At 39.1% G+C, this 15,154-nt stretch carries 11 protein-coding genes; 8 read left to right on the forward strand and 3 right to left on the reverse strand.

Annotated features, from left to right (window positions below):
- The first annotated feature begins 116 nt into the window (after positions 1 to 116).
- The 3 genes from ACT29I_RS02235 to cysN all read left to right on the forward strand — a co-directional run bounded on the left by ACT29I_RS02235 (position 117) and on the right by cysN (position 3,330).
- Positions 117 to 962: an enoyl-ACP reductase FabI gene (locus tag ACT29I_RS02235; RefSeq protein WP_430935003.1), complete on the forward strand. Its 846-nt coding sequence runs from the start codon at positions 117 to 119 to the stop codon at positions 960 to 962.
- A 161-nt stretch (positions 963 to 1,123) separates the two neighbouring features.
- Positions 1,124 to 2,029: a sulfate adenylyltransferase subunit CysD gene (cysD, locus tag ACT29I_RS02240; RefSeq protein ID WP_430935002.1), complete on the forward strand. Its 906-nt coding sequence runs from the start codon at positions 1,124 to 1,126 to the stop codon at positions 2,027 to 2,029.
- A 29-nt stretch (positions 2,030 to 2,058) separates the two neighbouring features.
- Positions 2,059 to 3,330 carry a sulfate adenylyltransferase subunit CysN gene (gene cysN / locus ACT29I_RS02245; RefSeq protein WP_430935001.1) on the forward strand — a complete coding sequence of 424 codons (1,272 nt, stop codon included), beginning with the start codon at positions 2,059 to 2,061 and terminating at the stop codon, positions 3,328 to 3,330.
- A gap of 212 nt (positions 3,331 to 3,542) precedes the next feature.
- Here cysN and ACT29I_RS02250 read toward each other — a convergent pair whose 3' ends face one another.
- Both ACT29I_RS02250 and ACT29I_RS02255 read right to left on the reverse strand, forming a co-directional pair.
- Positions 3,543 to 5,069, reverse strand: coding sequence for an OmpP1/FadL family transporter (locus ACT29I_RS02250; RefSeq protein WP_430935000.1), 1,527 nt, complete (start codon positions 5,067 to 5,069; stop codon positions 3,543 to 3,545).
- A gap of 58 nt (positions 5,070 to 5,127) precedes the next feature.
- Positions 5,128 to 6,552 (reverse strand): hypothetical protein, encoded by a 1,425-nt coding sequence (locus ACT29I_RS02255; protein WP_430934999.1) that lies wholly within the window; start codon positions 6,550 to 6,552, stop codon positions 5,128 to 5,130.
- 594 nt (positions 6,553 to 7,146) lie between these two features.
- On the opposite strand from ACT29I_RS02255, the gene proS reads away from it, so the two are divergent.
- The 5 genes from proS (at position 7,147) to tilS (ending at position 13,670) form a co-directional block, all read left to right on the forward strand.
- Positions 7,147 to 8,622 (forward strand): proline--tRNA ligase, encoded by a 1,476-nt coding sequence (gene proS, locus ACT29I_RS02260; protein WP_430934998.1) that lies wholly within the window; start codon positions 7,147 to 7,149, stop codon positions 8,620 to 8,622.
- 163 nt (positions 8,623 to 8,785) lie between these two features.
- Entirely contained in the window at positions 8,786 to 10,009 is a 1,224-nt protein-coding gene (pepT, locus tag ACT29I_RS02265; RefSeq protein WP_444792607.1) for a peptidase T, read from the forward strand.
- A gap of 282 nt (positions 10,010 to 10,291) precedes the next feature.
- Complete coding sequence (locus ACT29I_RS02270; RefSeq protein ID WP_430934996.1) at positions 10,292 to 10,927, forward strand: peroxiredoxin; 636 nt, start codon at positions 10,292 to 10,294, stop codon at positions 10,925 to 10,927.
- 99 nt (positions 10,928 to 11,026) lie between these two features.
- Positions 11,027 to 12,346 (forward strand): anthranilate synthase component I family protein, encoded by a 1,320-nt coding sequence (locus ACT29I_RS02275; protein WP_430934995.1) that lies wholly within the window; start codon positions 11,027 to 11,029, stop codon positions 12,344 to 12,346.
- Entirely contained in the window at positions 12,339 to 13,670 is a 1,332-nt protein-coding gene (gene tilS / locus ACT29I_RS02280) for a tRNA lysidine(34) synthetase TilS (protein WP_444792608.1), read from the forward strand. The genes ACT29I_RS02275 and tilS overlap by 8 nt, the downstream gene beginning before the upstream one ends.
- On the opposite strand, the gene mnmA is transcribed toward tilS, so the two are convergent.
- A complete protein-coding gene (gene mnmA / locus ACT29I_RS02285; protein WP_444792609.1) occupies positions 13,648 to 14,742 on the reverse strand; it encodes a tRNA 2-thiouridine(34) synthase MnmA in 1,095 nt (364 codons plus the stop codon). The two genes, tilS and mnmA, sit on opposite strands and share 23 nt — an antisense overlap.
- Positions 14,743 to 15,154: the final 412 nt, after the last annotated feature.

Raw genomic sequence — 15,154 nt, forward strand, 5'->3', positions numbered from 1 at the left:
TAGGCATTTTATCGAATATGCAACCTGGATATTGTGAAATTTTAATTAATTGTACTATAAAGTATCGTCGAAAGGCTTAATCATATATATTTGTACGCTCAAAATAGAATATAACAATGGGATATAATTTATTAAAAGGAAAAAGAGGGATTATTTTCGGGGCATTGAATGATATGTCTATTGCATGGAAAGTTGCTGAAATGGCACATGCCGAAGGAGCCACTTTTACGTTGACCAACACTCCGGTCGCATGCAGAATGGGTACGTTAAACGAACTTTCGGAAAAATGTAATGCGGAGGTTATTCCCGCAGATGCTACCAGTGTAGAGGATTTAGAAAACGTTTTTGCTAAATCGATGGAAGTGCTTGGCGGAAAAATCGATTTTGTATTGCACTCTATCGGTATGTCGCTTAATGTTCGCAAAAAAAGAGTATATCACGACCTTAACTATAGTTATCTGAACAAAACTTTGGATATTTCTGCTATTTCGTTTCATAAACTCCTGCAAGTAGGTTTTAAAATGGATGCAATCAGCGAATGGGGTTCAGTTGTTGGATTGTCATATGTTGCAGCTCAGCGTTCTTTTTATGGATATAACGATATGGCCGATGCCAAATCACTGCTTGAGTCGATAGCCCGCAGTTTTGGTTATATCTATGGCCGAGAAAAGAAAGTTAGGGTAAACACTATATCACAGTCGCCTACCATGACAACCGCAGGAAGCGGTGTGAAGGGGTTTGATGGATTGATGGATTTCTCGGAAAGAATGTCGCCACTCGGAAACGCAACCGCTGACGAATGTGCCGGATATTGCCTTACCTTGTTCTCCGACCTTACCAAGAAGGTAACCATGCAGAACCTATTCCACGATGGAGGATTCTCTAATGTAGGAATGAGTTTAAGGGCAATGACGCAGTACAACAAGAGCTTTGATGTAGACGATATCAGTACCCTTGACTAGATAAAAAATGTTGGCATCTAAACTGGTGCTTTTTTTGTCCTACCAGTAATGGTAGGACTTTTTGTTTTTAGGCAACGTAGTATAGTTTTAAAGTATGATTAAAAACATTAACTTTGGCTGCGTTTTTAGTAACCTACTAGGTTAAAATCATTAAAGTAACTATGGATAAATACCAGATTAATCACCTGAGGGAGCTGGAGGCTGAATCTATTTACGTTATTCGTGAAGTGGCGGCACAGTTCGAAAAACCGGTGATGCTCTTTTCCGGAGGGAAAGATTCAATTGTAATGTTTCACTTAGCCCGTAAAGCCTTTTATCCGGCTAAAGTACCGTTTTCGCTATTACATATAGATACCGGACACAATTTTCAGGAAACATTGGATTACCGCGACAATCTAATGGCCAAGACGGGGACTAAATGTATTGTTAGATACGTGCAAGATTCAATTGATCAAGGAAAAGCGGTTGAGGAGAAAGGAGTGAATGCTTCCCGGAACAAGCTGCAGACTGTAACGCTACTTGATGCATTGGAGGAGTTGAAAACGGATGCTGCTATGGGTGGTGGTCGACGTGATGAGGAAAAAGCACGTGCCAAAGAACGTTTCTTTTCGCACAGGGACGAATTTGGTCAATGGGATCCTAAAAATCAGCGTCCCGAGCTTTGGAACATCTTCAACGGTCGCAAAAATATGGGCGAGCATTTTAGGGTATTCCCAATAAGTAACTGGACTGAGATGGATGTTTGGCAGTATATTTACATGGAAAACATCGATTTGCCAAACTTATATTTCACGCATAGGCGCGAGGTCTTCAACCGCGATGGGGTTTGGATGTTTAAGGCTCCGTTTATGCAGCTAAAACCAGGTGAAGAATTGGTTGAGATGGATGTAAGGTGCAGGACCATAGGTGATATTACCTGTACTGGTTTGACGCTTTCAAAAGCGGATAACCTGGAGGACATTATTCAAGAGGTGGCCGCAACCAGAACAACAGAGCGTGGTGGCCGTGCGGATGACAAACGTTCCGAATCGGCCATGGAAGACCGTAAAAAAGAGGGGTACTTTTAAATCAGTGTTTTAGCTAGCATCAAATTATTATGAGCGATAAAAATTCAGGATATTTAGATATGGAACTTTTGCGTTTCACCACTGCGGGCAGTGTTGATGACGGTAAAAGTACTTTAATAGGGCGATTGTTGTACGATAGTAAAGCCATTTTTGAAGATCAGATGGAAGCCATCGAAAAGGCCAGTGAACGAATTGGTAACGAAGAGGTTAATCTGGCTCTTTTAACCGATGGCTTGCGAGCCGAGCGCGAACAAGGTATTACAATCGATGTGGCATACCGTTATTTTGCCACCCCAAAACGTAAATTTATTATTGCCGACACTCCGGGACATATTCAGTATACACGCAATATGGTGACCGGTGCAAGTACCGCGAATGTGGCTATTATTTTAGTAGATGCGCGTCACGGGGTGTTGGAACAAACGTTGCGGCATTCTTATATTGCTTCTCAGTTGCAAATCCCTCACGTTATTTTCTGTGTTAACAAAATGGACTTGGTGGAATATGCCGAGGATACCTTTGAAAGTATTAAAAGTGATATTGATGCTTTCTCTTCAAAGTTAAGCGTTAAGGATATTCGTTATGTACCTATTAGTGCTCTTAATGGGGATAACGTGGTAGACCGTTCCGAGAAAATGGATTGGTATCAGGGTCCTACCTTGTTGCACTTGTTAGAGAATATTCACATCAGTAGCGATATAAACCATACCGACTTCCGTTTTCCGGTGCAGTATGTGGTGCGTCCACAGTCAGCAGAATTTCCTGACTACCGGGGTTATGGTGGTAGAATTGCTAGTGGAGCAGTAAAAGTGGGCGACCCGATTACCGTATTGCCCTCCGGTTTTACCTCAAAAGTGAAAACAATAGATTTCTTTAAGGATTCCTTAAAAGAAGCTTTTGCACCGCAATCGGTAACTATAACATTGGAGGATGAAATTGATATCAGCCGTGGCGATATGTTGGTGAAATCGGATGACCTGCCTATTACAACACAAGATTTAGAGTTGATGATATGTTGGTTTAACGAGCGTAACCTGGTTCCAAGGAGCAAATACGTAATAAAACATACCTCTGCTGATGCACGTTGCATGGTTACTGGTGTTCAACATAAAATGAACATTAATACCCTGGAGAAAAATACCGAAGATTTAACCGTGGGAATGAACGACATTGCTAAGATAAATTTGAGGGTAACTAAACCATTGCATGTGGATTCATATAATACCAACAGAATTACAGGAAGTGTAATTTTGGTAGATGAGGGAACCAACGAAACGGTTGCAGCTGGTATGATTATTTAATAACGATACAACCATATACAAAAACACCCGATGTTCTTTTTGAGCATCGGGTGTTTTTTGTTTAATGGTATATAATAAGGATATTGCACTTGTCTCTATCTTAAATTGAGGTGATTACATTTTTTTTACCGGGAAGCACTGTCCAACAAAGCATAAAAAAATCCCTAATACAATTTGTCCCAGGGATTTTAGATATTATTATTCTTTAATATTTAGAACTTCCAGCCCATCGTTAACGCCACGAAATGGTCATTGGTTTTAGCAACGGTTTCGTAGGGTACACCTAAATCCTGATCATATTCTGCATCCCAGTTGTAGTTAAAAAAACGGTTGTCGAATGACGATAGTTTGTAGGCCAAATCAATAAAATAGTTTTTGTTTCTGAATCCAAGGCCCGCAGAATAACTAGTAATTTCTCTATCCTTTTCCCCTACTTTATATGGAGACTCCTGCCAAGAATAACCGCCTCTTAAACTAACTTGTTTTCCTAACTTGAACTCCGCTCCGGCTCTAAAATTATGAGTACTGGTTAAATCATATTTTAAAGCATCACTCGCATCTCTAATAGCAAGAATATCTTCGTAGTTGGTTGAGTTTGTTTTGAACTTGCCGTTTGCATAATCGATATATTCATAATCGGCGCTCAATATGGCAAATTTTCCTATTACAAAAGATGCACCAGCAACCAGTTTTTCAGGAGTAATCACCTTATATTCAAACACGTTTTCATAGTCATATGCATAAGTAGAATTGCCCCCAACGGCATCAATGTCGTTAAAGAAAACGGCATCTATCCCGGTACCAAATTCTTCTTCTATATTGTACCATGTTGGGGTGTGGTATGCGGCACCAATTCTAAAAAAATTTACAGGTTTTAAAATAAACCCGGCTTTTAAATTAACCCCTACGCCGGAAACATCTAAATAGTTTCTTACCGAAAACCTGTCAAATACATCATAACTGTTTACCTGACCATTGTCCAAACTGTATTCCTCGTAATAGTTAGCTTCTTCTTTGTAACGCATGGTAACAATATTAACGCTACCTCCAACCATTAAAAAATTACTGATGTTAACGCCGCCGGTTAGGTTTATTTCTCCGGAATAACCTTCTTTTTCGAGAATATTGGTTTGGTGAACCATATCTCCAGGATTCATAAACGAAGAATAATAAGAACCGCCATTGCCATCATCAATCTCATCAATAATATAAGCATCAAAGGCAAGGCTGGTTAGTTGACTCCAATAACCGTCTGCATCATTGGCGTTATGTTCGAAGTAGCCGCCCAGTGATTGGCTTGTATTGCGCGCTGCAGCCAGTGATTTATAGTTAAAGTTGTTGTTTCGTGTGTACCCTATGGCAAAGTGAGAACTGACCAGCCCTTTTTTTACGTCTCTCATGGGTTTGTAGGTTCCTACAAAACCAATTTGACTGGGTGCAAACGAGAGTTTTGTTTCATCCGTTTTATTATCCAGGAATGTGCTGGATGTCGAGTTCATGATCACCGAAGGTGTAAAAGTGAATTCCGATGAGCGGTATACTCCTATACCTGCGGGGTTGATGGCAAGGGAACCATAGTCGCCTCCAACTGAAGCAAATGCATTTCCCATGGCCATGGTACGAGCCGTTCCGCTATACTGGGGTTGGGAATACCGTAACATGTCTTCGTAGTTCTGAGCATTTAAGGAGAGGACTATAAATGACAGAAGCAATGCTGTTAAATGTTTTATATTGTTCATCGTTATAGTTGTGAAAAGGTTAAACAATTAAAAATATGCTTGCAATTATATGATATTTTTACCTACTTCGGCTCGATCGGCTACTGCTACCGCTGCTTGATCGACTGCTGCTACCGGAACTGGAAGATCGGCTACTTGAACCGGAGTAGCTGCTGGATGATGATCCTGATGATCGGGATCCGCTGCTGGATGAGGGACTATAGGATCTCGATGACGAACTGCCACTGCTTCTATAACTCGAACTTCTGCTACTGGAACTTCCTGTATTGTAACTTTTGGTACTTCGGTTGGAAGAACTTCTACTTGGAGAGGTGCTGTAGCCGGAGCTTTTAGTACTGCTACCACTTGAATATTTTCTGCTTGAACTATTGTTGCTATAAGTACGGCTGGTTCCACTACTCGATTTGGAACTTGGCGTACTGCTGCTTCGGTTGTAACTACTTCTTGTAGTTGTTGAATATTGTTTGGTGTTGTTGTATATAGGTGTATAAGAGCTTCTTGTTGTCCTACTGCTACTGGTTGCTCTGCTACTGGTAGTCGCGCTTTTGGTGGTAGGGGTGTAAGATGCTCTTGTGCTTCTGCTGGTATTAGATCGTGATTGCATTGCGGCTCTTGAGGATCCTGAGCTTAACTTGCCTTGTGTCGCACTGCTTGAAGTAGACGTAGATTGTCCCGCCGCTTGTCTGCTGCTAGAATAAACTGGTCTATTTTTGTAAGTGCCTCCATGGCCACCATAATAACCTCCATGGTGGTGATGGTTATAGTAAGGATTATAATATCCGCCAAATCCCCAGGCGAAATCCCATCCAAAATAAGGGTATCCCCAAGAAGAATAGTATGGCGAGTTGAAACCGTACCAACTGTCGTAGAAACCGTAACCGCCATAGTATCCAAATCTGTTGTAACTTCTTCCAAATCGCCAATCGTAATAATAACGGCTGTGCCATTTCGGTACAACAAATGCATAATCACCATCTATGTATACGTTATAGTCAAAACCACTGTTAAATATGACATCTTGGTATAAAGGCGACCAGTATGGAATGCCTCTGAAAGGCCCATGGAAACGCGCTAGTCTTTCCGCATAATCCCTGTCCATTTCCGAACCTTCAAATTCGTTCACCCAATATCCGGTGTTTTCGTCATAGTACAACAAAGAATCCACTTCTTGAATCGTGTCATTGGTCAATAAGCTGGTATATTCTTGTTGAATTTGCGAAAAATCTCTCAGATCTTCCTGCTGTTCAGCTCTCTCGGATCTGTTATATTCGCTTTTTAAGTTTGAAATTCGTTTGTTATCTTCTTTTTTTATCATTTTATCCGGTTTGGGTAAAGCCGAATATTTTTGGGCAACAGCAACAGGTTTGTCTGAAGGTGTGTAGTAAATATCATCTTCGTAAATGTCGGAAGTGTATGACCTTTGAGTTGTACATCCACTTAAAACAAAGGTGACAACGGATATAAAAAATATAAACTTTTTCATGGCGTACGCTTTTAGTTATGATCGGGATATTGACCTGAAACGATAAAAAACGCTACCAAAATAACAATTCTAAATCATAAAAGGTCTAAATACCCTAATAAAGGTTACAACTGGTTTGATAACAACAATAAACGTACCATACTTTTGTTATTTTGCAATTATTATTTACAAAAATTAACAATAATAAAAGTTAATTCTTTACTGGAATGTAGTGCTGTTTTTATAATATCCTAACCAGGAAAGCTATAGACAAACAGGTTTATAGCTTGCCCAAGTTAGTGGGTGAAATAATTGATAAATATTATTAATTAATAGATAATCAGGTATATATGTATTAAGACTAAAGAATTTAAAATTCTGTTTACCTACCTTCCTTCCAGTATTCCGCTATTTTTTGGCAGAATACAGGAAGGAAGGAAGGAGTTAATGCATTACTTTTTCTTAGACTACGCTTAAATATGTGCCTGATTTTTTGTTATTTTGCGCACTCTAAAAAACAGATAAAGATGTTATCAAATAGTAATATTATTCGTCGACATAATCGATTTAAAATAACTTACTATTAGTGGCTAAGATATAAATTGATTCAAACATATGGCAAAAGGATTAACAAAGAGGAGTGTTGACTACTCACAATGGTATAACGAGTTAGTAATGAAGGCCGATTTGGCAGAAAACTCGGCAGTACGCGGATGTATGGTAATTAAACCTTATGGTTACGCTATCTGGGAAAAGATGCAGCAACAACTGGATAAAATGTTCAAAGAAACAGGACATGAAAACGCTTATTTCCCCTTGTTTATCCCGAAGTCATTTTTTAGTAAAGAAGCAGATCATGTTGAGGGTTTCGCAAAAGAATGTGCAGTCGTTACGCATTACCGACTTAAGAATGATCCTGATGGAAACGGGGTTGTGGTTGATCCGGATGCTAAACTCGAGGAAGAGTTGATTGTTCGTCCTACTTCGGAAACTATTATCTGGAATACGTATAAAAACTGGATTCAATCCTATCGCGATCTTCCCATTAAATGTAACCAATGGGCCAATGTGGTCCGTTGGGAAATGAGAACGCGTTTGTTTTTGCGTACAGCCGAATTTTTGTGGCAAGAAGGGCATACGGCCCATGCAACCCAGCAAGAAGCTATGGAAGAAACTGAAACAATGATTCAGGTATATGCCGATTTTGCTGAAAAGTTTATGGGCGTGCCGGTCGTGCAAGGATGTAAAACTGCGAACGAAAGGTTTGCCGGAGCGTTGGAAACCTATACAATAGAGGCCTTAATGCAAGATGGTAAAGCATTGCAGTCGGGAACGTCGCACTTTTTAGGACAGAACTTTGCAAAAGCGTTCGATGTGAAATTTGCGAATAAGGAAGGAAAAGAGGATTATGTTTGGGCTACTTCGTGGGGAGTTTCAACTCGTTTGATGGGCGCGTTAATTATGGCGCACTCCGATGATTTTGGTTTGGTATTACCTCCAAAATTGGCGCCAATTCAGGTGGCCATTGTTCCTATTTATAAGAGTCAGGAAGATCTCGATAAAATTTCGGCTGTAGTTGATGATGTAGTTGTTAAATTAAAGCAACGAGGAATTTCCGTAAAGTTCGATGACAGCGATAACCGCAAGCCAGGTTGGAAGTTTGCCCAGTATGAATTGAAAGGTGTACCGGTCCGTTTGGCTGTTGGCCCCCGCGACATTGAGAACAATACGGTTGAAGTGGCCCGTCGCGATACTTTGACTAAAGAAGTGGTTTCTATTGATGGTGTGGATGGATATGTTGCAGCGCTGTTAGATACTATCCAGGAAAACATCTTTAAAAAAGCGTTGGACTTTAGGGAGGAAATGACCTCAGAGGTAGGTACATATGAGGAGTTTAAAAAGGTCTTAAACGAAAAAGGTGGGTTTGTTGTAGCGCATTGGGACGGTACCTCTGAAACAGAGCAAAAAATAAAGGACGAAACCAAAGCAACCATTCGTTGTATTCCTTTAAACGGAGATAAAACACCGGGAAAATGTATGGTTACTGGTAAACCTTCGGCACAAAAGGTTTTATTTGCGAAATCTTATTAAGATTTAGTAGCGGAATTTCTTTATGATATTTGTCAGGGGAGGCTTTTTATTAGCTTCCCCTTTTTGTATTTATTTTATTAACACCTACTTTTATCAGTTAGCATTGCATTTTTAACTTCGGTAGAAAGAATATTTGTTTTAGTTTTAAAATTATATAAATAATATGACAAACATAAAAGACAGGTTTTTAAAATACGTGAGTATTGATACCCAATCGGATACGGATACAGGACTGACCCCGTCTACCCCGGGACAGATGAAATTTTCGCTACAATTGGTAGAAGAGCTTAAAGAAATTGGTTTGCAGGAGGTTGAGTTGGATGATAACGGGTACGTGATGGCAACAGTTCCCGCTAATGTTGAAGAGGAAGTGCCTGTAATGGGTTTTATTGCTCATGTAGATACCAGTCCCGATTTTACAGGGAAACATGTGAACCCTCAAATAATAGAAAATTACGATGGCAACGATATTGATCTCAACAAAGAGGACCATATCATTATGGAAACATCTGATTTTCCCGAACTAAAGAAATATGTTGGGCAGACACTAATAACCACAGATGGAACAACGTTACTTGGTGCGGATGACAAAGCTGGAGTGGCCGAAATAGTGACTGCGGCTGAACACCTGATCAATCACCCTGAAATTAAACATGGAAAAATAAGGATTGGATTTACGCCGGATGAAGAAATAGGGGCAGGAGCCGATCATTTTAATGTGGAAAAATTCGGGGCTGAATATGCCTATACCATGGATGGCGGTGAAATAGGGGAGTTGGAATATGAAAACTTTAATGCCGCAATAGCTAAAATAACAGTAGCCGGCAGAAACGTGCATCCTGGGTATGCAAAAAACAAAATGCGAAATTCGATACGTATCGCCAATCAAATTATTTCCATGCTGCCAAGGGTCGAGACTCCCGAACATACATCCGGATATGAGGGTTTTTATCATTTGATGTCATTTAAAGGTGAGGTGGAGAAAAGTGAACTCACTTATCTTATTAGAGATTTTAAGCGCGAAAGGTTCGAAGACCGTAAAAAGGAAATGGCACACCTGGCCAGTAAAGTAAACAGCGAATATGGCAGTGGTACCGTCTCCATAGAAATAAAGGATCAGTATTATAACATGTGCGAAAAAGTAAAGCCGGTAATACATATTGTTGACCAAGCTAAAAAAGCCATGGAAGAAGTGGGGGTGACGCCAAATATAAAGCCAATTCGCGGCGGAACCGATGGGGCTCGTTTGTCTTTTATGGGTTTGCCAACGCCTAATATTTTTGCCGGAGGGCATAATTTTCATGGAAGGTTCGAGTTTGTCCCACTTCAAAGTATGGAAAAGGCAGTTGAAGTAATCATAAAAATAGTTGAGCTATCCGCGAAATAAAATCGTACGCGGATTAATTTTAATCCTTCAATTCTGACAATGGAAAAGAGGTGTCCGCAGAATCAACAGATTTCTGAACAATATAAATATTGGTAAGCCACTTCATCTTCCAATCTGTAGACCTAAAAAATATAAATGAGTCTATTGATATCAAATAAAGTAGACTGAGTGTATTGACAAGGTGAAAAAAAATTTCTAATTTATGAGAACAATATTTATATCCTTTTGTTTGAGGTGTGTAATCAATAATATTTCAGAATTAAATAAACAAATAAGAAAATTATGGCAGTACTAGTAGGAAAAAAAGCACCGGCTTTTAAAGCGGAAGCAGTTGTTAACGGTGGTGAAATAGTGGAGAATTACTCTCTGGATCAATTCGTAGGTAAAAAGAGTGTTATATTATTCTTTTATCCGGCGGATTTTACATTTGTTTGTCCAACCGAGATTATTGCTTTTCAGGACAAGATTTCTGAGTTTGAAAAAAGAAACGTTGCGGTAGTTGGCGTATCTGTTGACTCTGCTTTTTCTCACTGGAAATGGTTGCAAACAGATAAAAAAGAAGGCGGTATCAAAGGAGTGAAATTCCCGTTGGTTGCAGATAATGCGATGACTATTTCCGAAAACTATGATGTGTTGGCTGGGGAGTATGATTATAACGAAGAAGGACAAATGGTATTTGAAGGCACACCAATGGCCTACAGAGGACTGTTTTTAATTGACAAAGAAGGTATTGTGCGTCATCAAGTGGTAAATGATATGCCGCTGGGACGTAGCGTTGAAGAAACATTAAGAATGATTGACGCGTTGCAATTCTTCGAGGAGAACGGTGAGGTTTGTCCTGCAGATTGGCATGCTGGTGATGAAGGATTAATCGCTTCGCAGGAAGGTATTTCTGATTATTTAGGAAAACGAGATTAAAGCTGGTTAAAAATATGATTAAAAGCATCTACATTAATTTGTGGGTGCTTTTTTGATATGAATAGGTTCGGTTATACCATTTTGAATTAAATTTGCGCCATGCGTAGGTATTTTTCTTTTCACGTTGAAGATTCAACCGATTTCAAACAGAAGATAGTTCTATATTGCAGAAAATTCGAATACGGTGCCGTTTATGATAGTTGTGATTACTATCGGAATCGCGAATCAGAAGTGGATTATCATACAGCGGATTTAATGGTAGGACTTGATCACATAGATAAGGTGATTGGTGGATTTGAAGCAGTTCAAAAATTTCAATCGGAGATTAACGATTGGATGTGTGGTTATTGGGGTTATGATTTAAAGGATGACTTAGAGAAATTGTATTCGGTCAATCACGACGGATTAAATTTCGATAAAGCTGTTTTTTTTCAACCGCGCTATGTGATCCGGTGCATAGGCAATAAATGGACTATCGGTTATTTGGCTGACATAAATAAAGAAGAGGAGGCAAGGGAAATAATCTCGTCCATTTTTTCACAAAACAACGGAGAAAGAATAGTTGACAAGGTGCAGTTTACGGCAAGGGTAAGCAAGAATAAGTATTGTCAGTCAATTAAATCTATTTTGGAACATATACATAAGGGTGATATATATGAGTTGAATTATTGCATGGAATTTTTTGCTGAAAATACGGAAATAAACCCATTCGCAATATACAATACATTGGTGGAAATTTCCCCAACACCATTTTCCGGTTTATTAAAAACGAAGCACCATTATGTTCTTTGTGCATCTCCGGAAAGATATATTAAAATGGAAAAAAATAAAATTATCAGTCAACCTATTAAAGGAACCGCCAAGCGAGGAGCCGATTCTATTGAAGACGATAATTTAAAAAAGGATTTGGCATCATGTATAAAAGAACGATCGGAGAATATAATGATTGTTGATTTGGTGCGTAATGATTTATCCCGGGTGGCAGAAAAAGGTTCGGTAAAAGTAGAGGAACTTTGCGGTATTTACCCTTTCCGACAGGTATTTCAGATGATTTCTACCGTAACCGCAAAGTTGGACAAAGATAAAACAGGAATGGATGCTATCAGGTCTTCATTTCCGGCAGGTTCAATGACCGGGGCACCTAAGGTTAGGGCGATGAAACTTATCGAGAAATATGAAGAAACCAAAAGAGGCGTATATTCAGGTGCGATAGGGTATTTTACGCCAGAAGGTGATTTCGATTTTAATGTGGTGATTCGTAGTTTGCTTTATAACTCAACAAATAAATATCTGTCGTTTATGGTGGGAGGTGCCATAACCGAAAAAAGTATACCCGAAAAGGAATATGAAGAGTGCCTGTTAAAAGCAAAGGCTATTTTACAGTTGTTTAATCAGGATAAAATAATACCCTATGAATAATCGTTTTTTAAATTACTTAATAGATAAATGCAAATACAAATCCGGGCAAAGGGTATTGGTGGCGTTGAGTGGAGGTGCTGATTCTGTTGTTTTGTTACATCAATTAGTTTCGTTGAAGGTAGGTGTTTGTGCGGCACATTGTAATTTTAATTTAAGAGGCGATGAATCGGATGGGGATGAGCATTTTGTTGTGGATTTATGTGCGTCGCTTGGTGTAAAACTATTTCAAAAGTCTTTTGACACAAAAGGGCATGCGACGGAAAATGGAATTTCCATTGAAATGGCAGCTAGGGATTTGAGATATGCCTGGTTCGAAAAACTAAAAGAAGCAGAACAGTTCGACTGGATTGCAACAGGTCATCATAAAGACGATAGTATAGAAACCTTCTTTTTAAATCTTGCCAGGGGAACTGGCATTAAAGGTTTGTCTGGTATTAGACCTGTTCACGGCCATGTTATTCGCCCGTTATTGCAGTTCTCGCGAAGTGAAATAGTGCAATATTGTTCAGTGCATAATCTAAGTTACAGAACGGATTCATCCAACCTGGAGTCTGTTTATCTGCGAAATAAGGTAAGGCATCAAATCCTTCCTCGGTTGATGGAATTAAATCCATCTTTTATGGATACCATGGAGACTAACATGAAGCATCTGGATCAGGTAAGTAGGTTTGTTAAGGGTTCTGTGGAGGAAATTAAAAAGGAGTTGGTGGTGGAACAGGATGGTCAGATGCTAATATCGTTGCAGCATATCCATCGCTTTGTGGATAAGAATTTGGTTCTATTTGAAATTCTGCATCCTTATGGGTTTAACGGGGCTATTGTAAATGAGTTGGTGGAAAGTATCGAGAACAATGTTTCTGGAAAGCAGTTTTATTCAAAAGAATATCGACTGATAAAAGATCGATTTAATGTGATTCTTCTGCCTAAGGAGGAAAATGATCACAATGAACGTTTTTATATTGAAATCGACCAAAACGAGATCGATCTTCCCATAAAACTCAAGTTAGATAAGGGTATTGAGGCCAATGGATATAAAATTGACAAAAGCAGTCAGGTGGCTCAGTTTGATGAAGAATTGCTCAATTACCCCTTAGCGATACGCAAATGGCAACAAGGCGACCAGTTCCGTCCACTGGGCATGAAAAATTTCAAAAAGCTGAGCGACTTTTTCATCGATGAAAAGTTTTCTTTAAAAGACAAAGAAGATACCTGGTTGTTGATTTCGGGAGATGATATTATTTGGGTGATTGGTCACAGAACAGACGACAGGTATAAAATTACGAAAAGAACCAATAGCCTTACTAAGATTCAATATGGGCATTGAATTGGATATCATCCACAATGCCTCCGCCAACAACAATATTATCTTGATAAATAACGATGGATTGCCCGGGCGTTAATGCCCATACGGGTTCATTAAAATGGATGTGAAGTTGGTTGTCGATGAGCTCCACTGTTCCTGGGGTAGGGGGAACACAATCTAAGCCACGGATTCGCACATCGACTTTTTGCGTACGGTTTAAAAAATAAGGATTATTTGTTAAGTAGTCGCTGATGATTAGGTGGTCTGAAAAAAGCGAGTTTTTAGGAGCAGTGATTAACTTGTTATTTTCAGCATCAATTTGAGCTACGCATTCACCATGGTTCTTGAGCAGGTTTAGTCCTCTTTTTTGGCCAATCGTATAATAAGGAAATCCTTCATGGGTTCCTATTTTATCTCCATTGCCGTTTAGCACTTCACCATTATCGAGGTTTTCTCTTAGATCGGGTTTTATTTCATCAATAAACGACCTGTAATTCTGACCATGTAAAAAGCAAACCCCCATGCTTTCTTTTTTGTTGGCCATGGACTTAAAACCAAGCTCTTTGGCTTTTTCCTTTATTAGTTTTTTATGCAAGGACCCCAATGGGAATATGCATTTCGATAGTGTTTGTTGGGGCAAGTTCCAAAGGAAGTATGATTGGTCTTTAGCGGGGTCTAAACCTTTTAGAATATGAAAGTATCCATCCTTTTTTACTACATTAACATAATGTCCGGTGGAAATTTTATCACATTTGAGCCGTTCAGATTCTTCCAACAACAATTTCCATTTAATGGTTTCGTTACATCGGATGCAAGGGTTTGGCGTTCTGCCCCGCAGGTACTCGTCGACAAAATAATCGATCACCTCTTTTTTAAACGCGTCATAAACATCTATCAAATGGTGTTCGATGTGAAGCCCGGCTGCCAGTGCTTTTGCTTCTAAAATAAACTGACGGGAACCTGGTGATGCCAGTGGAGATACTGTGTTAAATGTAATTCCGACTACCTCGTACCCCTGCTCCTGTAAATACCATGCCGACATGGAACTGTCTACACCCCCACTCATTCCCAGCAAAACCCTTTCTTTCTTCATGGATAGTTAGAATATACAAAAAACAAACTTCTTATGTATTTATTATCGGGCTGTAAATTAACAACCACAAACAAGCTGCAAAAATAATAATAGTTTTAGTACCGTAATGCTAATATCTTTGCATTTTTTGTCGAATATAGGGTTAAGGAGGGTAAGGAAAAAATCGCCCAGTAATTATACGGATTAACTTGGATATATTCATTGTTGTTAACCACACATGTCACTTATTTTACTACTTTTATTCTCGATAAACCCAATTATGCATCTAAAATATAAATGCATAATTTAATGAAAGAAAATCAGCTAGTTAAGCTAAATAATCAAACACCAATATGATGATTTTGTATGTCAGGGTTTATTCCTGACAAAATCTTGTATTGCAAGAATTTCTTCACTTCTTAGAAGTGAAGAT

Origin of the sequence: Saccharicrinis sp. GN24d3, assembly GCF_052400645.1 — a bacterium.
GTDB lineage: Bacteria > Bacteroidota > Bacteroidia > Bacteroidales > Marinilabiliaceae > Saccharicrinis.